The 22,383-nt window shown below is 72.6% G+C and carries 20 protein-coding genes; 8 read left to right on the forward strand and 12 right to left on the reverse strand.

The features are described 5' to 3' along the window. Positions 1 to 67: 67 nt before the first annotated feature. From HNP84_RS25060 to HNP84_RS25070, 3 genes are all read left to right on the forward strand, one after another. Positions 68 to 835 (forward strand): class I SAM-dependent methyltransferase, encoded by a 768-nt coding sequence (locus HNP84_RS25060; protein WP_185052358.1) that lies wholly within the window; start codon positions 68 to 70, stop codon positions 833 to 835. Positions 836 to 945: 110 nt separating this feature from the next. Further along, positions 946 to 1,917 carry a FecCD family ABC transporter permease gene (locus HNP84_RS25065; protein ID WP_312925664.1) on the forward strand — a complete coding sequence of 324 codons (972 nt, stop codon included), beginning with the start codon at positions 946 to 948 and terminating at the stop codon, positions 1,915 to 1,917. After that, positions 1,914 to 2,723: an ABC transporter ATP-binding protein gene (locus HNP84_RS25070; RefSeq protein WP_185052360.1), complete on the forward strand. Its 810-nt coding sequence runs from the start codon at positions 1,914 to 1,916 to the stop codon at positions 2,721 to 2,723. The genes HNP84_RS25065 and HNP84_RS25070 overlap by 4 nt, the downstream gene beginning before the upstream one ends. 73 nt (positions 2,724 to 2,796) lie before the next feature. Here the strand turns inward: HNP84_RS25070 and HNP84_RS25075 are convergent, their stop codons facing one another. The 6 genes from HNP84_RS25075 to HNP84_RS25100 all read right to left on the reverse strand — a co-directional run bounded on the left by HNP84_RS25075 (position 2,797) and on the right by HNP84_RS25100 (position 9,118). Next, complete coding sequence (locus tag HNP84_RS25075; protein WP_312925666.1) at positions 2,797 to 4,245, reverse strand: MDR family MFS transporter; 1,449 nt, start codon at positions 4,243 to 4,245, stop codon at positions 2,797 to 2,799. 169 nt (positions 4,246 to 4,414) lie between these two features. Then, complete coding sequence (locus HNP84_RS25080; RefSeq protein ID WP_185052361.1) at positions 4,415 to 4,861, reverse strand: MarR family winged helix-turn-helix transcriptional regulator; 447 nt, start codon at positions 4,859 to 4,861, stop codon at positions 4,415 to 4,417. A 239-nt stretch (positions 4,862 to 5,100) separates the two neighbouring features. After that, positions 5,101 to 5,490 carry a YybH family protein gene (locus tag HNP84_RS25085; RefSeq protein WP_246518610.1) on the reverse strand — a complete coding sequence of 130 codons (390 nt, stop codon included), beginning with the start codon at positions 5,488 to 5,490 and terminating at the stop codon, positions 5,101 to 5,103. A gap of 71 nt (positions 5,491 to 5,561) precedes the next feature. Beyond that, positions 5,562 to 6,395 carry a carbohydrate deacetylase gene (locus HNP84_RS25090; protein WP_185052363.1) on the reverse strand — a complete coding sequence of 278 codons (834 nt, stop codon included), beginning with the start codon at positions 6,393 to 6,395 and terminating at the stop codon, positions 5,562 to 5,564. Further along, positions 6,392 to 7,840, reverse strand: a complete 1,449-nt coding sequence (locus tag HNP84_RS25095; RefSeq protein ID WP_312925668.1) for an MFS transporter — start codon at positions 7,838 to 7,840, stop codon at positions 6,392 to 6,394. The genes HNP84_RS25090 and HNP84_RS25095 overlap by 4 nt, the downstream gene beginning before the upstream one ends. 417 nt (positions 7,841 to 8,257) lie before the next feature. Continuing rightward, positions 8,258 to 9,118, reverse strand: coding sequence for an SDR family NAD(P)-dependent oxidoreductase (locus tag HNP84_RS25100; protein WP_185052364.1), 861 nt, complete (start codon positions 9,116 to 9,118; stop codon positions 8,258 to 8,260). Between the two features lie 188 nt (positions 9,119 to 9,306). Between HNP84_RS25100 and HNP84_RS25105 the strand changes: the two genes are divergently transcribed. After that, positions 9,307 to 10,206, forward strand: coding sequence for a helix-turn-helix transcriptional regulator (locus HNP84_RS25105; RefSeq protein ID WP_185052365.1), 900 nt, complete (start codon positions 9,307 to 9,309; stop codon positions 10,204 to 10,206). 45 nt (positions 10,207 to 10,251) lie between these two features. On the opposite strand, the gene HNP84_RS25110 is transcribed toward HNP84_RS25105, so the two are convergent. Beyond that, entirely contained in the window at positions 10,252 to 11,292 is a 1,041-nt protein-coding gene (locus tag HNP84_RS25110; RefSeq protein ID WP_185052366.1) for an amidohydrolase family protein, read from the reverse strand. Between the two features lie 256 nt (positions 11,293 to 11,548). Here HNP84_RS25110 and HNP84_RS25115 point away from each other — a divergent pair, with 256 nt between their 5' ends. The 3 genes from HNP84_RS25115 (at position 11,549) to HNP84_RS25125 (ending at position 15,386) form a co-directional block, all read left to right on the forward strand. Continuing rightward, the gene (locus tag HNP84_RS25115) at positions 11,549 to 12,226 is read left to right on the forward strand and encodes a DUF2306 domain-containing protein (RefSeq protein ID WP_185052367.1); all 678 of its coding nucleotides are present in this window, start codon (positions 11,549 to 11,551) and stop codon (positions 12,224 to 12,226) included. Between the two features lie 395 nt (positions 12,227 to 12,621). After that, positions 12,622 to 13,347: a methyltransferase gene (locus HNP84_RS25120; protein WP_221336718.1), complete on the forward strand. Its 726-nt coding sequence runs from the start codon at positions 12,622 to 12,624 to the stop codon at positions 13,345 to 13,347. A gap of 194 nt (positions 13,348 to 13,541) precedes the next feature. After that, the gene (locus HNP84_RS25125) at positions 13,542 to 15,386 is read left to right on the forward strand and encodes a DJ-1/PfpI family protein (protein WP_185052368.1); all 1,845 of its coding nucleotides are present in this window, start codon (positions 13,542 to 13,544) and stop codon (positions 15,384 to 15,386) included. A gap of 38 nt (positions 15,387 to 15,424) precedes the next feature. Here HNP84_RS25125 and HNP84_RS25130 read toward each other — a convergent pair whose 3' ends face one another. From HNP84_RS25130 to HNP84_RS25145, 4 genes are all read right to left on the reverse strand, one after another. After that, a complete protein-coding gene (locus HNP84_RS25130; RefSeq protein ID WP_185052369.1) occupies positions 15,425 to 16,030 on the reverse strand; it encodes a response regulator transcription factor in 606 nt (201 codons plus the stop codon). Between the two features lie 146 nt (positions 16,031 to 16,176). Continuing rightward, the gene (locus HNP84_RS25135; RefSeq protein WP_185052370.1) at positions 16,177 to 18,060 is read right to left on the reverse strand and encodes a sensor histidine kinase; all 1,884 of its coding nucleotides are present in this window, start codon (positions 18,058 to 18,060) and stop codon (positions 16,177 to 16,179) included. Positions 18,061 to 18,231: 171 nt separating this feature from the next. Continuing rightward, positions 18,232 to 18,879, reverse strand: a complete 648-nt coding sequence (locus tag HNP84_RS25140; protein WP_185052371.1) for an FMN-binding negative transcriptional regulator — start codon at positions 18,877 to 18,879, stop codon at positions 18,232 to 18,234. 44 nt (positions 18,880 to 18,923) lie between these two features. Further along, the gene (locus HNP84_RS25145; RefSeq protein ID WP_185052372.1) at positions 18,924 to 19,760 is read right to left on the reverse strand and encodes an EamA family transporter; all 837 of its coding nucleotides are present in this window, start codon (positions 19,758 to 19,760) and stop codon (positions 18,924 to 18,926) included. A 117-nt stretch (positions 19,761 to 19,877) separates the two neighbouring features. Here HNP84_RS25145 and HNP84_RS25150 point away from each other — a divergent pair, with 117 nt between their 5' ends. After that, positions 19,878 to 20,453, forward strand: coding sequence for a helix-turn-helix domain-containing protein (locus tag HNP84_RS25150; RefSeq protein WP_185052373.1), 576 nt, complete (start codon positions 19,878 to 19,880; stop codon positions 20,451 to 20,453). Positions 20,454 to 20,483: 30 nt separating this feature from the next. Here HNP84_RS25150 and HNP84_RS25155 read toward each other — a convergent pair whose 3' ends face one another. Beyond that, positions 20,484 to 22,367: a DUF2339 domain-containing protein gene (locus tag HNP84_RS25155; protein WP_185052374.1), complete on the reverse strand. Its 1,884-nt coding sequence runs from the start codon at positions 22,365 to 22,367 to the stop codon at positions 20,484 to 20,486. Positions 22,368 to 22,383: the final 16 nt, after the last annotated feature.

A 22,383-nucleotide genomic window follows, 5' to 3' on the forward strand; every position in this document is an offset into this window, starting at 1 on the left:
ACCACGCCCGGGGCCGGACCCGCGCGACTTGCGGCCCGCCCTCCCCTCGCCTTCTCAGGAGACCCCGATGACCGTTTCCCTCACCCCACCGACCTTCGACGAGCTGCTGTCCGAATGGGAGCGGCAGCAGGCCGCCTACGTGGCCCACCGGGAGAACCGCTTCCAGGTGATGCTCGACGTGCTCGGCCTCCATTGCCCCGCCGATCTCACGGTGCTCGACCTGGCCTGCGGCCCCGGGTCGATCGCCGACCGGGTGCTGCGCCGCTTCCCGGACGCGCGTGCGGTGGCCGCCGACTACGATCCGGTCCTGACCCGGATCGCCCGGTCCGTGCTCGCCCGCCACGGCGACCGCGCCACCGTGGTCGAAGCCGACCTGGTGAGCGCCGACTGGTCATCGGCCCTGTCGGCGTGGACCTTCGACGCCGTGCTCAGCTCCACGGCGCTGCACTGGCTGTCTCCCGGGCAACTGCTGGCCGTCTACACCGAGCTGGCCCGGTTGCTGCCGCCGGGGGCCGTGCTGTTCAACGCCGACCACCTCCGCTTCGGCGAGGACCGGCCGGTCCTGCGGCGGTTGTCGGCCGAGCACGACACCGCCGTCCAGCGGGAGGCGTTCACCGGCGGTGCCGTGACCTGGGAGCAGTGGTGGGGGCTGGCCGCCCGCCACCCCGAGCTCGCCCCTCTGCTGCCCGAGCGCGAGCGGCGCTTCGCCGACCGCCCGCCGCAGCCGCTCGCGCCGCTGGAGTTCCACCTCACGGCCCTGCGGACCGCCGGTTTCACGGAGGTGGGTACCGTCTGGCAGTACTTGGATGACTACGTCGTCTTCGCCAGGCGATGACCTCCCACGCACCCTCGCGAACCACGGGCACCGCACGCCCGGCGGTGCCCGGTACCGCCGGGCGTGGCAGGCGGTGGCCGGGCGCGCTCTCGCTTAGCGGCGCCGGCCTGGTGGCGCTCCCGCTGTCGGTGGCGCTCGCCGTGACCGTCGGCGCCGCGGACCTGTCGATCGGGGATATGTTCCGGAGCGTCGCGGCGCACCTGGGCCTGCCGGTGGCGGCGCTCCCCCCGCTGCAGGACGCGATCGTCTGGGAGCTGCGCCTGCCGCGCGTGCTGCTCGCGGCGCTGGTCGGCGGCGGCCTCGCCGTGTGCGGGGCGGTTCTCCAGGCGCTGACGCGCAACCCGCTGGCCGACCCCTACCTGCTCGGCATCTCCTCCGGCGCCTCCACCGGGGCCGTCGCGATCCTGATCCTCGGCCTCGGGTCCGCCGCCACCCTGACCGTGGGGGCCTTCGCCGGCAGCGTCGCCGCCTTCTGCTGCGTTCTCGCGCTGGCCGGCGCGGGGATGGCGAGTCCCGTCCGCGTCGTCCTGGCCGGGGTCGCGGTGTCGCAATTGTTCGGCGCGGTGACCAGCCTGATCGTCATCTGGGCCGGTGACGCGCACAGCACGCGCAGCGTGACGTTCTGGCTGCTGGGCTCACTCGCCTCGGCGACCTGGAGCGGCGCCGCCCTGTGCGCTGCCGCCGCCGGGATCGCCCTGGCCGTCTGCTGGGCCGCGGCCCCCGCCCTGGACGCCTTCGCCTTCGGGCGCGAAGCCGCCGAGTCCATGGGCGTCTCCCCGGTGAGGACGCAGCTCACACTGCTGATCGTCACCGCACTGAGCACGTCGGCTCTGGTGGCCGCGAGCGGAGCCATCGGGTTCGTGGGCCTGATCGTGCCGCACGCCGTCCGCTTCCTGGCCGGCTCCCGCCACCGGGTGCTGCTGCCGGCCTGCGCCCTGTACGGAGCGATCTTCCTGCTGTGGGCCGACACCGCCGCGCGGGCGCTGTTCGCCCCGCGGGAGATACCCGTCGGCGTGCTCACCGCCCTGATCGGCGTGCCCGCCTTCGCGGCCGTCATGCGCCGGAGGAGCACCGCGAGATGAGCCTGGACGCCCACGACATCACCTGGAGCGCCAACGGCGCGCCCATCATCGACGGGATCACGGTCTCGCTCCCCCAGGGCCGTCTCACCGGGCTGCTGGGACCCAACGGAAGCGGGAAGTCGACCCTGCTGCGGCTGCTGGCCGGGCTGCTCCGCCCCCGGGCTGGAACGGTCCTGCTGGACGGGCGCCGGCTCGGTGAGCTGCCGCGGCGCGAGGTCGCCCGCCGCCTGGCCGTGGTGGCCCAGGAGACGTCCACCGACATCGACATGACCGTCACCGACGTCGTGATGCTGGGGCGCATCCCGCACAGAACGGGACTCGCCAGGGTGAGCGGCGACGGCCCTCGCGACGTCCTGGAGGCCGAGAAGGCCCTGGCCCGGTGCGGCCTGGAAGGATGGGGGGACCGCAGGTGGTCCACGCTGTCCGGCGGGGAGCGCCAGCGTGTCAACATCGCCCGCGCCCTGGCCCAGCGGCCCACCGAGCTCCTCCTGGACGAGCCGACCAACCACCTCGACATCCACCACCAGCTCGATCTGCTGCGAATGCTGGCCGACGCCCCCACCACCGTCGTCGCCTCGCTGCACGACCTCAACCTGGCGGCCCAGTACTGCGACCATCTGCTCCTGATGGAGGCCGGCCGCCTGGTCGCCTCCGGCCCTCCGGCCGAGGTGCTGACCGAGCAGTGGCTGGAACGCGTCTACCGCGTCCGGGCGACGGTCACCCTGTCACCTGACGGCCGCCCCCACCTGCGCTACACCTCACTGGACGACCCCTCTCCCGCCTTCACCAGCGGCGACGGCCGCTGAGGCGGCGTTCATCGCCCGGGGCCGGAACGGCCCCGGGCCCTTCATCTCCTGGCCTGCGATCCAGCAGGCGTCTTCAGGCGGCGCCGCCTTCCGTGACGGCTTGCGGCGCGGCCTTGGGGCGGCGTACGAACAGCGCCATGACGAACACGAGCACGCCGAGCACGCCCGCGACGATGAAAGCGGTGTGCAGGCCCGCGGCGTCGGGGGCGCCGGACGCCTGGGTGGTGCCCAGGGACGCCACCGTGACGAACACGGCGGTGCCGAACGCGCCCGCGACCTGCTGGAGCGTGGCCATGATGGCGCTGCCGTGCGAGTAGAGGTGGCCGGGCAGCGCGGCGAGCGACTCGGTCATCAGGGGGGTCATCATCGTCCCGAGCCCGGTCATGAGCAGCACGTGGATGCCGATCACCAGGGCCAGCGGCGAGTCCGGACCGAGGGCGGTGAACAGCCACAGCGACACCGCCGTGGCCAGCGCGCCGGGGATCACCAGGGGGCGGGCGCCGAAGCGGTCGAACAGCCGCCCCACCGGCCGTCCCAGCAGGCCGAGGACCAGGCCGCCGGGGAGCACGGCCAGCCCGCTGACGAACGTGCTCGTGCGCAACACCGTCTGGAGGTACAGCGGCAGCAGGATCGCCGCGACCGCCAGCAGGCACATGAACATCAGGGCGGTCAGGGCCAGCGCGACGACGAAGGTGCTGTGGGTCAGCGGGCGCAGGTCGAGCAGCGCCCGGTCCTGACGCTGCAGGCGGAGCTGGCGTGCCACGAAGCCGGCGAGGGCGACGGCGCCGACCGCGATGGGGATCCAGGGCGCCACCAGGTGGCCGCCGCCACCCGACTCACCCACAGTGGACAGGCCGTAGAGGATGCCACCGAAACCGACGGCCGACAGCAGCACGGAGAACACGTCCAGCGGCACCATGCGCGTCTCGCCGCCCAGCCGCATCCGGGCGGCGCCGAAGGCCAGTGCCAGCAGGGACAGCGGCAGGACGAACCAGAACATCCAGCGCCAGCCCAAGGAGGACAGCACCGCACCGCCGATCGTCGGGCCGACGGCGGGAGCCACCGCGATGACGATGGTGATCGTGCCCATGGTCGCGCCGCGCCTGGACGCGGGGACCAGGCGCATCACCGTGGTCATCAGCATCGGCAGCATGACCGCGGTACCGCAGGCCTGCACGACGCGCCCGGCCAGCAGCACGGCGAACCCGGGGGCGAGCGCGCTGAGCAGGGTGCCCGCGCTGAACAGCGTCATCGAGACCAGGAAGATCTGCCGGGGGGTGAAACGTTCCAGCAGGAAACCGGTGGTGGGGATGACCACCGCCATGGTCAGCAGAAAGCCACTGGTCAGCCACTGCACGGTGGTGGTGGAAACGCCGAGGTCGACACCGAGGTCGCGCAGCGCGACGCTCAGCACCGTCTCGTTGAGGATCATCACGAAGGCCGATACGACCAGCACGGCGATCATCATCGTGGCTCCCCGGGGAGCCACCTCGTCACCGCTGCCCTTGGACTCCTCGGTCACAGGGTCGGTGGTCGATTGGACAGACGCGGAAATAGTGCACCTCGCAAGCAGAAGGGGCCGCCGACGGGGCACGGCGAGAGCCGTCCGTGGCGGCGCAGAACAGTCGAGACAGAACAGAGGTCAGGGGGATCTCTTCGCCGTCAGCGGATGCCCGGAGACGGCAGGAGGCTCACCCGAGCGGCGCGGTCAGGGGGGACGACATCGCGTTGAACCGTCGCAGCAGCCTTCCCAGGGCGTTGACCTCCTCAGGATCCCAGGAGGCGAAATGCGCGCGGCGCCACTCCCATTCGGCGTTCCAGACCTCGGTGAGGGTCTTGCGTGCCCTTTCCGTGGGACCGAACAGGACGGCGCGCGCGTCGTCCGGAGCCGTACGGCGTTCGACGAGCCCGAGCTCCTCCAGGGCCTTGAGCTGGCGGCTCATGGTCCCCTTGCCGACACCGTAGTGGCAGGCGATATCGGTGAGCCGCGCCGGGCCCGTGTCGGTCAGCCAGGCCAGGATCATCAGGCCGTTGAGTTCCAGGCAGGGATCGATGTGCGCCGCCACCACCCGCATGTCACGGCGCCAGAGGTCGAAGAGCGTGCTCAGCTCACCCCGAATCGCCTCCACCGCGTCCATGACACCTCACATTTGTTGCCTCCGGGCAACCATGACATGTCACCCCATTAATCGCAAATCATTTTCGCCAGTGTGTTCAACTGGCGCCGCCGGAGCGCCATTCCCTCCCTCTTGAGCGCCTCCGGCCCGGCCGGCGCCGTCGTCCCCTGGCGCCGGCCGGGTTGACCGCGAGGGGGCGACCACGGCGGTCCGCGCCGGGTGGGGCGTGCGGCCGTGGGCGCCTTGCCGTGCCGAGCTCGTCAGGCCGTGCCGTGGGGGTTGTCGATGACGTACCGCCATCGGCCGTCGGGCCCGCGCCGGACGACGTCGGTGGCGGTGCCGCTCATGTCGATCTCGCTGCCGTCGCGGGCCGTGCCGCGCATCGCCCAGTCCACGATGAGCAGGGCGATGTCGCCCGCGACGTACGCGTGGCGCGGGCGGGCCTCGATGGGCAGGCCGAAGCTCTGCAGATGGCGGTTGGCGGCGAGGCGGGCCGATCCGGTGACGGGGTGGCCGGGCACGGGGACGAGGATGGCGTCGTCCTCGTAGAGGTGGTCGAGGGCGGTGGAATCGCCGGTGTTCATGGCCGCGACGAAACGGGCGGCGGGGGTGGCGGGATCGCCGGAGAGGACCATGCGAGGCCGCGACATGTCATGACTATTCATGACAAAATGATCATATCACATTTCATCATCCCTCGGCCTGTGGCATAGCAGCGGCTTCAGGATGGCCACCAGCCTCCGACGACCTCGATGCCCTCGCTCTCCAGGGCGTTGTGCCACGCCGGGTCACGGAGCAGCCGCGTCTCCCAGGTGCGTACGATGCCGTCCGGTCCCGTGACGGAGTCCTCGCGGGACGGGTGCAGGAACAGCTCGCTCGTGCCCTCGGGGAGGGCCGCGAGCCGGCGGAGGTAGTCGTCGCGCAGCCGCTCGTAGGAACCGAGCTCGCGGGCCGTGCGCCGGTTGGTCGCGATCGTCGCCGGGATGGGCACGCCGAGGGCGTCGGCGAGGGCGACGGCGCGCTCGTGCGCCGCCGTGAGGGGCGGCGGGAGCGGCCCGCCGAAGTACGGCTCCGGGTCACGGGGCAGCCGGAAGGCCAGGCGGTGGCGCGCGCACCACTCAAGCGCCTCGGCGAGCCACGATCTGCCGTGCAGGCCGTAGAGGGTGCCGGCGTGGGAGTCGGCCGCCTCGGGCGCGGGGCCCCGGTCGCGCATCCAGTGCAACTGCGCGTCCGCCTCCCCTATGACATCCGGGGCCTCGCCCCGGGCGCCGAGCGTCCACGGATCGTCGCTGAGCGTACCGTCCGGATCGACGAGACTCGCCGCGCCGTTGAGCGGCCGCCAGCGCGGCAGCCCGCGTTCGCTCGTGAGCGTCACGTGCAGCCGTGGCACGACGCCCAGCTCCCAGACCCGCTTCGCGGCCTGCTCCGCGACCGGCGAGACGCAGATGAGCGTCGTCGCGCTGACATGTCCCTCGGCGAGCAGCTCGGCGATGACCTCCGTCGTCCCGGGTTCCCTGCCGAGATCGTCGGCCGTGATCACGACACGGCGGGTCACGGGCGGTGCTCCACGCCGGGCTCGTCCACGGGGCCGGGGGGAGGCGGCTCGCCCGGCTCGTCCGGCTCGGCCGCCTCGGGCGGCGTCTCGATCGGGACCGAGATGACCCGCGCGGCGACCGCGCCGATCGCCGTCAGCACGAACGGGTACACGCACAGGTACATCCGGAACGCGAGCCCGGGGTCGGCGCCGGGGTCGTCGCCCGAGTTGTAGCCGAAGAACACGCCCAGCGACGTGAGCGCGAGTCCGGTCGCGATCCCGTTGAGCCGGCCGAAGAACCCGAACGCGGACAGGAAGAGCCCTTCGCGGTGCTCTCCGTTGCGCGCGGCGTCGGCGTCCAGCACGCGCGCGACGATGAGGTCGTTCGTCGCCAGCATCCCCGACCATCCGGCGCCGACGAGCAGCCCGGCGGCGACGGCGGTGACGAGGCCGGCGGCGAAGAACAGGGCCGCGAAGCCGGCCGCGAGGACCGCGAAGGCGAGCCGCCAGGCCCACAGGGCGCCGCGGCGTGCGACGACGCGCGTCCAGACCACGAGGCCGCCCGCCGAGACGAGGATGACGATGCCCTGGAGGTAGAGCGCGTTCTCGACCGGGAGGCCGAGCGAGTAGCGCACGTAGAGCTGGATGCCCGAGAGCACGAGCGCCATGGCGATCCCGTAGCAGGCGCCGGTGAGCCCGACCGTCCAGAACATGGGGTTGCGCACGATCGACCATACGCTCGGCAGCAGCCGCGGCCGCTCGCGTGTGGAGTAGCGGGGGCTCTCGCGCGCGCCGAGCGCCATGAACACGATCACGACGAGCGCGACCGCGCCGTAGATGATCGCGGTGGTCCGGAAGCCCTGGGTGGAGTCCTCGGTGCCGAACACGCTCGTCGTGAGCAGCGGGGTGACCGCCAGCGAGATCACGAGCGCCACGAGCTGGAAGCCCTGGCGCAGGCCGTTGGCCACGGCGCGGTCGCGCTCGCGCGGGTACAGCTCGGGGAGCAGCGCGCCGTAGTTCGCGTTCAGCATCGAGTCGAAGGCCTCGCACAGGATCGCGAACACCGCGAACCAGAGCACGAGGCCGATGCCCTCCAAGGAGGCCGGCGCGGAGAAGAACGCGATCATGCAGGCCGCGAGCATCGGCGCGCCGACGAGCAGCCACGGCCGCCGCCTGCCGTATCGGGTCCGGGTGCGATCGGAGAGGTGGCCGAGCAGCGGGTTGTCGATCGCGTCGATGACGGCGTAGATCACCATGACCACGCCGTACGCGCGTACGTCGAGCCCGAGGATGTCGACGTAGAAGAGGATCATCGATCCCTTGATCATGTTGATCGGGATGGAGGTGCCCAGCATCCCGATGGCGTAGCGCCACGCGGGAGTCCGCGCCGGGGCCAGGGCCGTACCGGGCTGGGACACGCGATCACCTTCCTCGCCGATGCCGAAGCCGTGCGCGGCGCCGTGCACGGCGCCACCTTCGCACCCGAAGGAGAACAGCGGGTGAAGCGAGGTCCGCCGCGCCGGAAGCCGACCGCCCGCCGCGCATCGCCTTCGACGAGAGCATCGTAACCGCGCGGGCACGCCGATCTCCGGCGTGACGACGGCCTCATCGACCGGCTTAGCGACAGACTTCATCGGCCGGCTTAGCGACGGGCTTCATCGGCGGGCCTCATCGACCGGCTTCGGCGGGCGGCTCCCTCGTGCCGGCCGCCGATGACCGGCACCGCGAGCGCGCCCGCTGGGCGTGCTCATCATGGGCCGGGTGGCCGGCACGCGAGGCCGCGGCGATCGGCCGCGCGCGATCCTCCGCGCGCTCACCGCATCCGGCGGGCGCCCGCCGGATATGGCGATCAGGATCTTGCTCGCGATCGCTTCCCCGGGATCTCAGGCCGCGGGGAAGTCGGTGGCGCCCGCGGTCTGCGCCGCGGCCTCGACGTTGGCGCGCAGGGCGTCTACCTTCGCGGTGGCGTAGGAGTGCGCGTCCGAACCGAGCAGCAGGCGCAGCGGGCCATCACCGCGGACGACCTGGTCGATGATCGCGCCGGCCCCCTTGACCGGGTCGCCGAGCTGGCCGCCCTGGAGGTTCAGGTGGTTGGCGGTCATCTCGCGGATGGCCGGGTAGTGCTCGGTGGTGTCGGCGGGCAGCGCGAGCGAGTCCCTGGTCAGGAAGTCGGTGCGGAAGTAGCCGGGCTCGACGATGGTGACCTTGACGCCGAAGCCGGCGACCTCGGCGGCGAGGGCTTCGCTGAGCCCTTCCAGCGCGAACTTGCCCGCGCAGTAGAGCGCCCAGCCCGGGACGGCGGTCAGCCCGAGGATCGACGACACGTTGACGATGTGGCCGCTCTTCTGCTCGCGGAGGATCGGCAGCGTGGCGCGCAACACGTTCCACACGCCGGCGACCTGGACGTCGAGCATGTCACGGACCTCGCGGTCGCTGGTCTCCTCCACCGCGGCCAGGAAACCGTATCCGGCGTTGTTGACGACGACGTCGAGTCCTCCGAACCGCTCGGTGGTCTGGCGGACGGCCCGCTGGACGGCCTCGTCGTCGCGCAGATCGACGGCGAGCGGGAGCAGCCGGGACGTGTCCACGCCGTCACCGAGCGCGGACAGCAGCCGCTCGGTGGACCGCGTCGTCGCGGCGACGTTGTCACCGCGCTGGAGGAGCTGCCTGACCAGTTCCAGGCCCAGGCCGCGGGAGGTGCCGGTCACGAACCAGGTCGAAGGCCGATCCGACGGAAGACTCATGGTCGTCCCCTTACTCGTAGGTCACGGAGTGCGCCGCCGGGGCATGTCCTGTGGTGGCGCGACTCCAGCGTCGCTCACCGAGACCCCGCTTCGGGGGCTCATCTCGCGCCCTGCGCGACCTCGGCCTCGGCAACCTAGGACGCACAGGTCCAGGTACGAACGGGACCGCATCGGGGACAATGGGTGCCATGGCTGAGACCAATCGCGAACTCGCCGATTTCCTGCGGCGGGCCCGGAGCCAGATCGACCCGTCACGGGCGGGCCTGCCGCCTGACGGGCGCGTGCGTCGCGTGCCCGGCCTGCGCCGTGAGGAGGTCGCGCGGTTGGCCGGAGTGTCCACCGACTACTACGCCCGTCTTGAGCAGGGCCGGCGCATCACCCCCTCCCCGGCCGTGATCGCGGCGATCGGCCGTGCTCTCGGGCTCGACGCCGCCGGACGCGCCCATCTTGAGGACCTCGTCGGACTGACCACGGCGCCGGCTCGCCGGCGGGCCCGTGACGTCCAGCGCGTACGTCCTGGGCTCTACCAGCTTCTGGACGCGCTCGACGGCGAGCCCGCGCTCATCCTCGGACGCCGCACCGACGTCCTGGCCGCCAACCGGATGGCCAAGGCGCTGTTCGCCGACTTCGACGCGCTGCCTCCAGCACGGCGCAACTACGCCCGCTGGATGTTCCTCGACGAGGAGGCCCGGTCGCTGTTCGTGGACTGGCAGGACCAGGCCCGCGCCGCGGTCGAGAACCTGCGGTTCGAGGCCGGCCGCGACCCCGATGACCGGGCCACGGCCGACCTCGTCGCCGAGCTGCGCGAACAGAGCCGCGAGTTCGACCAGTGGTGGGAGCAGCACCGGGTCCACCAGCGCACGCACGGCTCGAAGCGGCTGCGCCACCCGCTCGTGGGGGAGCTGACCGTCGAGTACGAGACCCTCACCCTGCCCGGTGACCCTGACACCACCCTGTTCATCTACACCACCGAGGCCGGATCGCCCTCGCGGCGGGCCATGAACCTGCTCGCGAGCTGGACTGCTTCCGGTCCGGGCACCGATTCGCGGCACCAGAGTCACCGGCCCGGTTCCGCCGCCGATCGGTGACCGGCCGCGGCCTCTGCCGGTTCGTGAACCGAGCCGCGGCGGCCCCTACCGGCCGGCGTGGCTCACCGCCAGGTGGCCGGTCAGGCGGTCCCAGTTGCCGGAGCCGATGGCGATCTTCTCCTGCTCGGTGAACGGCGCCTTTTCCAGGAACGTACGCGCGACTCCGCCGCTGGTGTCGAGGAACGGGAAGCCGCCGGTCCGGGTGCCATAGGTGTAGGGATAGTCCGTGGAGTACAGCATGCGATCGGTGCCGACGACCTCCGCCGTCCACCGCAGGTAGCGCTCGCTGACCGTGCCGCTGCCCGCCACCCAGAAGTTCTGGCGGAAGTAGTCGATGAGCGGCCGCTCCAGCTTGGCGGCGGGTGCCATGATCCCGGCGTGGTCCAGGTAGAACAGGACGACCTCGCCCCAGTGGCCGGCGATCACCTGCAGCTCGGGGTGACGGTCGAAGACGCCGGAGAGGATCATCCGCAGGTACTGCACGCCCAGGTCGTAGTACCAGCCCAGCCCCGGCCCTGCCAGGAACATGCCGACCTCGCCCAGCCCCGAGTAGTACGCGTCGAGGACCGGCCGCGCGGGGATCTGCGGGTGGAAATGCAGGGGCGCCCTGAGTCGCGCGGCGGTGGCGTAGAGGTCGTCGAACTCCCGGGCGTCGGGCAGCACGTCCCCCGTGCGTCCGTACAGCATCGCGCCGCGGAAGCCGAGCCGGGTGACCGCGCGCTCCAGCTCTGCCGCCGCGTCCTGCGGCGCCGGGGTCGGGATGGCCGCGAGCGCCTGGAACCGCCGCGGGTTGCCCGCGACGATCTCGGCGAGCGCGTCGTTGGCCTCGCGCGCGAGGGACACGGCGTCCGCCGGCGCGAGGTTCTGCACCCCCGGCGTGTTCAGGGACAGCACCGCGACGTCCACACCCTGATCGTCCATGTCCGCCAGGCGCAGCTCACCGACGTCGCGCAGTCGCCGCGCGACCGGATCGTCGCCGTAGCCGAGCTGCGGGGTCTGCGGCACCCCCGCCCGCGCCCAGGCGTCGAGCATCACGGGCAGCGCGACGTGTTCCTCAAGCCCCACGATGCGGATCTTCTCCGACATTGGTCACTCCCTCGGTCCTTGTACCGGCCGTCCGTGCAGGCCGGCCCGCACCAGTTCTTGTTCCACTGGAAACAGCACAACGCTATCACCGATATTGGCACTGGTACACCCAACCGGGTATCAGTGATACGCCCGGCGTCTTCCGTTAGTCCGGCGCGGGGGCCGAAAGTACGACGGCTTCACCGGCCGATCGGCCCCCTCGGGCCGGGCCCGCCGGGCGATGTGCCACTGCGGGCCCGCCCGCGACCATCGGGGCATGACCGATGAAGGCGGCTCCGCCCGCGCCGGATGGCACGTCCCCGTCCTGCTGATCGCCCTCGGCGCCGTGCCCATGGTGGCCGGCGCACTCCGCCTGACCGAGCTGACCCTCGGGGCGCAGGTCATGCCGGACAACCCGCGCGTCCACACCGCGGCCCTGCCCCTCGTGCTGCACATCGTCAGCGTCATGGCGTACACGCTGCTCGGAGCGTTCCAGTTCGCGCCCGGGCTCCGCCGGCGCAGGCCCGGCCGGCACCGCGCCGCCGGGCGGCTGCTCGTGCCGTGCGGGCTCCTCGCGGCGCTGTCCGGGATATGGCTGGCCCTGTTCTCCGCCGGAGGTGCGCATGACGGCCCCTTGCTCGCCGCGTTCCGGCTCGGGTTCGGCTCCATCATGGCCCTGTCGCTGCTGCTCGGCCTGGCCGCGATCCTGCGGCGGGACGTCGCCCGGCACCGCGCCTGGATGATCCGCGGCTACGCGATCGGGCTCGGCGCGGGCACACAGGCCCTGGTCATCGCACTGTGGTACCTGGTCACGGCCCCCGCCGGCCTCGGCGCTCCGGGCGAGACCGCCCTGGCCCTGTTGCACGCCGCGGCCTGGACGATCAACCTGGCCGTCGCGGAGCGGATCGTGCGCGCCGCCCGCAGGGGCCGGACGCGGGCGCGCGTGGCCGCGTAGGCCCACCTCGCGATCTCGGCCGGCTCGCGGACGCCGAGCCCGGCCATCAGGCTCGCGATGCGCCTCCGCCCCGACAGGGCCGGCGCGTCAGCCGGCCCCGTCGCCGTCGGCGACGTCGGCCGCGAACCGGTCCCACGCGGCCTGGCGCGACACCCCCAGCGCCTCTCCGAGCCGGGGAACGCGCTCGGCGGCATCCGCACCCCTGGATGGACGCGCCGACCGCCGTACTGACCGGGATCAGCCCCGGCGACGGCCTGATCGAAAGGCTTCCTGCTGGAGGCGGACACCGACGAGATCAGGGCCCTTGCCGCCGCCGCGTACCAGGCGGCCGCCCAGGACCGGACCCCGTAGAACCCGCGACCCCGGGCGGTGCGAACGGTAGTAATCTGCCGGGCATGGAGCAGTTCGCCGACGGGGTGGGCGCCGGTTCCGGCGGCCACGTCCCGATGGTCGCTCCTGAGCACGCCGAGCGCATCCGTCAGTGGCACGAGCGCGCCTACCAGGCCGCCAAGGCCGGCGCCGTGTCGGAGCAGACGTTCTCCTACCTGGGGCTGACCCTGGTCGTCCCGCCTCAGGTGCAGCCGATCACCGGGATGTCGCACCTGCTCGGCAATGCCGTCCTGGCCGAGGTGCGGGCCGGGGACCGGGTCCTGGACATGGGCACCGGCAGCGGCGTCAACGCGATCCTGGCCGCCTCGGTGGCGGAGCGGGTCCTGGCGGTCGACATCAATCCGGTCGCGGTCGAGGCCGCCCGCGGCAACGCCCGGCGCAACGGGGTCGCCGACCGCGTCGAAGTGCGTCAGAGTGACGTGTTCGCCAACGTGGAGGGGCGGTTCGACCTGATCGTCTTCGACCCGCCGTTCCGCTGGTTCGCCCCGCGCGACCTGCTTGAGGCCGCCACCACGGACGAGAACTATCGGGCCATGACCACCTTCTTCCGCCAGGCCCGGCGGCACCTCAGCCCCGGAGGCAGGATGCTGGTCTTCTTCGGTGATTCCGGAGATCTGCCGTACCTGAGGCACCTGATCGACGCGGAAGGCTTCCGGGCGGAGGTCCTCGCCCAGCGGGCTCTGGTCAGGGACGGCTGGACGGTCACCTACTTCACGTTCCGCCTCACCTGAGCGGCAGGCGTCCGATTCGCCGGGGTCGCGCCTCTTCCGGCTGACGGAGGCCGGTTCGCAGGGGGTGCATTTTGCAGCCCCCCGCCGCTGCGGATCTCATACTCAGGTCCTGCGCTCGGCACTGGCCGGGTTCAGCCAGGTCAGCCCACAATCCGGGGAAAGAAGCGACTTCTTCCCGGTAGAGGAGCTGCACGTTGACTCACACGAAATTCGGCCATGACACGTTGGACAGCCGTGTGCCGGCCGCCGGAGAGGCGGACACCGCCGGCCGCGGGAGCTGGTGGCGCTTCGCCTGGCACTTCCTGGAGATGGTCGTGGCGATGCTGGCCGGGATGCTGGTCCTTGGGGCGGCGCTGAGCGCGGTCCTCGGCGCCGTCGGGTGGGACTATTCGCACGCCGAGCATCCGGTGCTCGGCTCGCTGGAGATGGTGCTCGCCATGTCGCTGGGCATGGCCGCGTGGATGCGCTACCGCCGCCACAGCCGGGTGAGCATCCTGGAGATGGTGGCGGCCATGTTCGCCCCGCTCGTGGTGCTGGTGCCGCTGCTGTGGGCGGGGGCGGTCTCCGGCGCGACGACGATGGCCCTGCTGCACGTCCTGATGCTGCCGGCCATGCTGATCGTCATGCTCCGCCGCCGCGAGGAGTACACCAGGGCCCACGGCCCGGTCCGGCCGGCCGCGCGGGCGCTCGGCCGCGGCCTGGCCGTCCTGCTCGTCTTCCTCCTCGTTCCCGGCGCCGTGTACGCCGCGGGTTCCGCGGCCTACGCGAGGAACCAGTACAGCCCGCCCGAGATCACCACGGCCACCGCCACACCGCCGGTGCACGATCCGGGCAAGCCCACCGCCGTGGTCGTCGTCGGCAACAGCGGCGCCAACATCGCCGACGCGCTCGTCTCGTACGAGGTCCTGGCCGTCACCGGAGCGTTCAACGTCTACACCGTCGCGCCGGAACGCCGCCCGCTGCCCCTGCTCGGCGGGCTGGACCTGGTGCCCGACCTCAGCTTCGCGCAACTGGAGCAGCGGCTGAGCGGTTCGGACCCGGACGTGACCGTCGTGCCCGCCATGCCCGACTCCGACGCGTCCGACCGCGCCATGGTGACCTCGTGGATCCGGGACACCGCGAGCGAGGGGCTGCTGCTGAGCGTGTGCGCCGGCGCGCAACTGGCCGCCGAGGCCGGGCTGCTCGACGGGCGCGACGCGACCTCGCACTGGTATCGGATCTCCGGGTTCGAACACGACCATCCCGAGGTGAACTGGCGGCGCGGGATCCGCTACATCGACGACGGCGACGTGATCAGCACCGGAGGGCTGTTGTCGGCCGTGGACGGAACACTGCGCGTGGTCGAGCGGCTCGTCGGCGCCGACGCCGCACGGGCCGCCGCCCAGGCCGTCGGCTGGCGGTACTACACGCCCGGAAGGGCCGCGACGCTCCCCCAGTCGGAGCTGACCCTCGGCGACGCCGTTCTCTACACGCTCAACATCGGCTTCCGCTGGGACGCCCCCACCGTGGGCGTGGTGCTCACCGACGGCGTCGGCGAGCTCGAACTGGCCGCCGCGTTCGATCCGTACGCCGAGCACTCGATGGCCGCCCGGACCGTCGCGGTCACACCCGACGGCGCCGCCGTCCGCTCCCGCCACGGACTGACGTTCGTCCCGCGGGACACCCTGGCGAACGCCTCGGACCGCTTCGACCGGCTGCTGGTGCCCGGCGCCGCCGCGAGCCCGCACCCGGCCATCGACGCCGCCCGCCGCGACGGCGTGCCGGTGGAGTTCCTTCGATCCCGGCCGGGCTTCGCCTTCGACGCGGCGCTGCGGGATGTGGCCCGCACCATGGACGTCCCGACGGCGCGATGGGCCGCCAAGGTTCTGGAGTACCCGGCCGACGGGCTCGGGCTGTCCGGCCCCGGGTGGCCGTGGACGCTGGCCCTGCGCCCGCTCCTCCTGGGCCTGGCAGGACTGGCCGTCGCCCTGGGCGCCACCTGGCTGATCCGGCGGGCCCGCACTCGCCGGCCGGTGGAGAACGCGGCGCCGTCCACCTGACCCGGGGACGACGTGAACGACGGGGCCGACGGGGCCGGCTACAGCCAGCCGGCCTCGTCGGCGATGCGCGCGGCGTCCACCCGGTTGCGCGCGCCCAGCTTGGTGACGGCCGCGGCCAGGTAGTTCCGCACGGTCCCGTACGTCAGATGCATCTCGGCGGCGATCTCGGCCGCCGAGGCCCCGGTCGCGTGGCGCCTGAGAACCTCGGCCTCCCGGGGGGACAGCGGGTTGTCGGCCGTCTCCAGCGCGGCCAGCGCCAGCTTCGTGTCGATCACTCGCTCGCCCGCGGCCACCCGGCGTACCGCGTCGAGCAACTCCTGCGCCGGCGCGTCCTTCTTGAGGAACCCGGACACCTGCGCGGCGAGCGCGCGGCGGAGAGTCCCCGGCCTGCCCAGGCCGGTGAGGATCAAGGTGCGGCACTCCGGCAGCCGCCGGCGCAGGTCGGCGGCGGCGGTGAGGCCATCGGTGCCGGGCAGGTCGATGTCGATCAGGGCCACGTCGGGGCGGTGCTCAAGCGCGGCGGGCACGATGTCCTGGCCGGAGCCCAGCTCGGCGACGACCTCAAGGTCGTCCTCCAGTTCCAGCAGGGCGACCAGGGTGTCGCGCAGGATGCGCATGTCCTCGGCGATCAGGACCCGAATCATCTCTTCCTCCCCGCATCGACCGCAGTGACCCAGGCGACCCTCGGCGACCTGCGGCGGCACCTGGCGACCGGTGCCGGCGCCACCATCACCGTCCCCCGCCGCCGGCCGTCCATCAACGTAGCACCCGCCGTCACCGGCGCACCTGGTCACGGAGGGAGCGGGATCTCCACGGCCAGCTCGAACCCGCCCGCCCCGTCGCCGCCGGCGGTGAGGCGCCCGCCGAGGGCGTCGACTCGTGCGCGGAGGCTCGCGAGGCCGGTGCCGGCCGGGCCGGACGAGCGGGCGCCGTCATTGGCGACGTGCAGCCGGACGGCCCCGTCCGCGGTGGACATGCGGATGGTGCAGCGCTCGGCCGCCGCGTGGCGCAGGACGTTGGTGACGGCTTCGCGCAGCACGGTGGCCAGCACCTCATCGACCGGAGGCGGGACCGGCCCGGCAGGCGGGTCGGCGTGCACCACGACGCCGGCGGCGGTCAGGGCGTCGCGGGCCGCGGCGAGCTCCTGGCGAAGGGACAGGCGCTCACGCCCCTCGCCGGTCACCGACAGCACTTCGTCACGGGCCCTGGCGGCGATCTCCAGGAGTCGCCGCAACTCGTCTCCGGCTCTGGCGTCGTCGCGGCCGATCAGCCGTATGACCAGGTCGCACTTGAGCGCGACGGCCGACAGGCCCAGGCCCAGGAGATCGTGGGTGTCCCTGGCGACGCGGGTACGCTCCCGCGCCGCGGCGATCCGGGCCAGCTCCCGGCGGGCGGCCTCCACCCGGCGCGCCAGGTCGGTCAGGCGCGACAGCCCGTACACCACCAGGCCGTACGCCGCCGTCCCCGTCGCGGCGTACACCGCGTCGTACATGCCGTAGGTGCTGTAGGCGGCCATCATCGTCCCGGCGCCGAGCAGAATGGCCGCGAACGCCGCCCACGCCCACCGGCCCGGAAGCAGCAGCAGCGCCGAACCCGCCGCGAACCCCGCCATGCCGAGCAGGTCCACCTCGTCGAAGACCCAGACCGGCACGACGCTCAGCAGCGTCTGAGCGGTGAGAGTCCAGGCCCAGCCCCGGGGGCGGCCGCCGTCACGGCGTGCCGGGGTGTGCCGGAGCTGCAGCGCCACGATCGCGACGATGACGCAGGCCGCGCCGATCTCGACCGGCGCGGCCGCCCCTGATCCCACTATGTTGACCAGCACCTGTGTCGAGAAGGCGCACAGCACCACCGCCAGCACGAGCCGGGCCACCCGCGGCGCCACTGTGTCCCCTGTGCCGCCGCCCGCGGTGTCCCCCTCGCTGCCGCCCGCCCGTCCGGCTTCTGAAGGGCCGTGGGCGTGGGCGGCGACCGCCACCCGGACCTGGTCGAGCGCCTGTCGCGCGATGCCGGCCGCCTCGGTGAGCCGGTCGCGCGCCCGGCCGGGGTTGTCGGTGAGCATCGGCAGGGCGGCCTTGGCGTGTGCGGTGACGGCTTCGAGCCGGTCGCCGATGGCCTCACGCAGGAGGCCGGCCGCACGAAGACGTTGCCGGGCGACGGTCACGGCCACGAGTTCGGCCTGGGTCGAGTGCAGGTCGGCGACCAGGTCGGCCAGCCGGGCCAGGCCGAACAACGCCAGGGCCAGGTTCACCGGGGCCGTGAGGGCCCAAGCGGTCAACGGCAACGAGTCGCCGACTCGCAGCGCTCCTTCGAGCAGGAGAACGGCGCCGAACAGGACCCACGAGGCCGGCGCTTTCACCGTGAGAAGCAGCAGACCGCCGAGGAGCCCCGACAACCCCACGACCCAGTCCTGACCGAACACGAGGAACGGCACGTACGTCAGCACGGCCTGCACGACGAGCAGGGGGACGCGGTGACGGGCCCACACCGCCCGGCCGGGCGGCACGGCGTACAGCAACGGCAGCACGAACAGGGCCAGGACCACCGCCATCCCGGCCGGCCCGGCCCCGTACGCCGCTATCGCCGACCTGGCGGGCAGCACCAGGCACAGGAAGGCCACGGCGAACATCCAGGCGGGCCCCGGCGCAGGGTCGCCCTGCCGCGCCGCACCGCTCATCCCGCGCCTCCAGGCCGCGCCCATCGGCCGAAGGCGATCGGCCACCCGCATGACATACCGAATGACGACATTTTTCCACGGTGGGCGGCGAGTACCCCAGGACAGGCGGCCCGCGACGCCCGATGCCTGCACGGGGCGGTCACTGGGGCGGTCAGTGGGTGGTCAGTGAGGTCAGGGCTTCCAGGGGCCGATGCGATCCAGGCGGCGGCGCTGCTGGCGTGCGGTGGCCACGTCGAGGCCCTGGCCGCGTTCGGTGAGGCGGCCGGCCACGGCGGCGCGGTGCTCGACGGGCTTGTGGTCGTCGTACTTGAACTTGGCCCGCACCTCGGTCACCTCCAGGCGCAGCCCGCGGATGCCGGGCAGCATCCGGCCGTAGGGGGGCCGGCCGACGGCGACGGGGGCGTGGTCGCCATCGGGCTGGAAATGGGCGAGCTGGCGGCGCAGCAGCTCGGCCTTGGCCTCGGGATCGTCGATGATGTGAGCCCGGCAGATGAACTGGACGGCCGTGTAGTAGCTGGTGGGGACTCCGTCGGTGGGCGGGGTGCCGGCCTTGGCCCGCCAGGGGCCGGGGATGAAGGCGTAGTCGCCGAAAACGGTGAACAGGACGTGCGGGTCGTGCTCGATCGCCTTCCAGACCGGGTTGGGCCGGGCGAGGTGGACCAGGAGGTGGTGGTCGTCGCAGGTGAAGTGGGTGGGGACGGCGACGGGCGGGTGGCCGGGCAGGCCGTTGACGCTCAACAGCCCGAAGTCGTGGCCTTCGGCGATCCAGGTGTGCCATTCGGCGTCGTCCAGGCCGGTGTCCCAGGGCTGGATGAACATGCGGTTCTCCTTGCGAGGCGGTGGTGTGGTGGAGGCGGGCTCGCTCAGGTCAGGGCGAGGAGGCTGACGGCGACGGCGGCGGTGCCCAGGCCGACGAGCTGGCCGCGGTGGATGCGTTCGGCGAGCACGCCGCGGGCGAGCAGGACCGTGCCCGCCGGATAGAGGGCGACGATCACGGCGACGACGGCGAGATCCCCGCTGCGGGCGGCGAGCAGGAACAGCAGGTTCGCCACCGAGTCCAGCGCACCCGCGGCGGCCGAGATCGCGTACGCGGGCCGCTCGGGGCCGAGCTTGCGGCGCATCAGCCCCGCCGCGGCCAGGGTGATGGCCGAGGAGACCGCCCGCCCCACGATCAGCGGAGCCACCCCGCTGTCGGACGGCGCCTGGTGCAAGAAGATCAGTTGCAGGGCGATGGCGGCGCCGGCGCCGAACGCCAGCAGCAGGGCGGCACGGGAGAGGCGCGCCGAGCCCGTGCCGGGGCCGGTGCTGACCAGCACCACCGCCACCAGCGCGAGCGGCAGGCCCACCAGCCCGGCGACGGACAGGTGCTCGCCCTGCAGCAGGCCCACACCGACGGGCAGCGCGGCGGACACCAGCGCGGTCACGGGCGAGAGCACGTTCATCGGGCCGATCGCCAGGGTGCGGTAGAGGAGGGCGAACGCGGCGGCCGAGGCGACCCCTGACGCGGCGCCCCAGCCGAGGGCCGCGGTGCTGAACGAGGCGCCGAGCAACGGCCACAGCACCAGCTCGACCGCGAGACTGGCCGGGGCTGCGATCATCACGGTACGCAGCACATGCGCCTTGCGGGCGCCCAGGCCACCGAGAAAATCGGCGCATCCGTAGGCGAGTGAGCTGCCGAGGGCCAGCAGCAGAGCGATCACGACATATCCCTTACTATTCAATACAACGACCAAACCGTACAACGGATCGACCGGCAATGGCTAATCGAACGACCGGACGGTGCATTGAACTGTCCCGGCGGCGAGGATGGTGATCAGATGACCGAGACTGCCGCAGCCCTGCGGACGGTCGCGCACAACGTCCGGGCGGCCCGTATCCGCGCGGGCCTGTCCATGGAGGAACTCGGCCGGCGTGCCCAGGTCAGCAAGGGCGCCCTGGTGGCGTTGGAGAAGGCCCAGGGCAACCCCAACCTGGCGACCCTGGTCCGGCTGGCCGACACCCTCGGCATTTCGGTGTCCGCCCTGATGCAGGGGCCGCCCGAAGGCCGCGTCCGGGTCGTGGCCGCCGACGCCGTGGCGCCACTGTGGACAGGTGAACGGGGCGGCGAGGCCCGGCTCATGCTGACGACCTCAGGCCCGGCCCCGGTCGAGGTGTGGCGCTGGCGGCTGGAACCGGGCGAGGAGTACCCCAGCCACCCGCACCAGGCCGGAGTCGTGGAGACGATCAGCGTCACCTCCGGCCGGATGACCCTGCTCGTGGACGGCATCGAGCACGTCATCGAAGCCGGGCAGACCGCCACGTTCGACGGCGACGTCCCGCATACCTACCGCGGCTCGGGCGCCGAGACCTGCGACCTGATCATGACCGTCCATCTGCCGCCCGGCCCCGCCTGACGCGCCGCGCCGCGGGGCACTGAGCGCGTCTCATCCGTACTCCTCGGAGTGGGCGTGGACGACCTTCTCGGCCGAGCGGCCGGGGAAGACCAGGACCAGGTGCTCCTCCCACGGCGCGTCCTCGGCCAGGCCCTCGGCATCGCGCACCCGGATGTAGACCCGTACGCGGTAGCGGCCGGGGCCCGCCGCGGCGAGGTCGGGCAGGGTCGGCTGGAGGTCGTCGTACTCGCTGCCCTCGTAGTAGACCGGCAGCTCCAGCTTGCCGCCGCGGCTGCCGACGCCGACCTCCTCCACCTGCTCCCAGCCCTTGAGCCGGAGCGGCGGAGTGAAGCGCAGCGCCTTGGCCGTCAGGCAGATGGGCTCGTTCTCGCCGTAGGTGTGGACGAAAACGGTGTCACCGGCGGCGCCGACGAACCCGCGTCCGGGATCGGGCGACTCCTCGTCCTCGGTGTCGGGGTCGTAGATCGCGTAGCCCCCGCCCTCGGACAGCCAGTACGCCACCGTGCGCTGCCGCACGCCCCGCAGTGCCGGCCACGGATCGGAGCACTGGGAACCGACCTTTGTGTAGTAGTCGGTGACGGACCGGCGTTCCTCGGCCTCCGAGCGCAGCAGTTCGGGGTGGACGCGGCCGACCACCTCGGGGCAGAGGAAGACGAGATCGTCGTACAGCCTGTCCATGGAGGTCGTGGCGCCCACCCGGCGCAGCAGCGCGTCCTGCCCGGCCCGGTCGGGTGTGGCGCACAGCTCCCTGCCGTAGCCGAGAAGGTACTGGTCGGGCAGGTGGTCGGGGAACCCGTCCACCCCGGTACGCCAGACGTCGATCGTGCCGCACAGGAACACGCGCTCCCTGTGCCGCGGCGGCGTGTCGGCGAAGCGGCGCTCCTCCAGGCACTCGTCCCGCCAGCGGTCGAAGGTGAGACGCGGGGTCTCCTCCGGTTGGACCAGGCCGAACAGCGGCACCAGCGCGCACGTCGCGGCGGCGGTGCGCGCGAGCGGCGACGGCCCGCGCCGCACGGCCCGTCCCGCCTCCTCGTAGGGCCGGATCGTCTCGTACGCCGAGCGCGCCAGCCACACCAGGTACAGCACCCACAGCCCGTCGAGCAGCGCGAGCGCGACGATCTGGCCTCCGGCGAGCACGCCCACCAGCGTCCTCGCGACGGTGAGCGCGAGCGTGCTCCCCAGCGACCACCAGCCGATGCGCACGGTCGTGGCGCTCCAGCGGGGGTCGTGCCGCTGGCCGAGCAGGATCGCCGCCTGCCAGGCGAGCGCGGGCAGGCCCAGGTCACTCAGCAGCTCGCTCACCAGGTCGTACGCCGGCCAGAAGTCCCCGGCCACCTCCCCGGCCGCGAGCAGGACCGTGTCGGCGGCGTCGAGGACGGCGAACGTCAGCGCGAGCGCCCGCAGCCACCTGCCGCGCCAGGCCATGACGAGGCAGAACAGAACCATCAGCGGCGTGTTGCTCAGCAGGTACCCCAGCAGGTACGCGAAGTCGTCCTCGAACGCCGGCAGGACCAGGGCGAAGGCGATGTGGAAGTAGACGAGCCGCCGCCACCACACCACCCGCCGCGGCTGCGGGGCCGCCGGCCCGGCCGGCGCGGCGGGCCCGCGCAGGATCTGCCATGTGGACCACGCCATCAGCCAGCAGACCAGCACCAGCCCGGGGACGATCAGGGCCGCGTCGGCGCCGTGAGCCGGCGGGTACATCAACGCTCTGAGCTCCCCGCCGCCTTCACCGTGGAACCAGTCCGCGTTGATCTCCGCCTCGGCGCCGTACCGCAACGACGTCCCCGTCACGGCGAGCCAGGCATGCCCTACGTCCCGCGTGAGCACGGTGACGACGGCGGACACGGCCACGTACAGCAGGTACAGCGCGGTGACCGCGACCGCCACCCGGCCCAGTAGGTATCGGCGCACGACGAACCCGTCTTTT

Origin of the sequence: Thermocatellispora tengchongensis (assembly GCF_014202315.1) — a bacterium.
Taxonomy (GTDB): domain Bacteria; phylum Actinomycetota; class Actinomycetes; order Streptosporangiales; family Streptosporangiaceae; genus Thermocatellispora; species Thermocatellispora tengchongensis.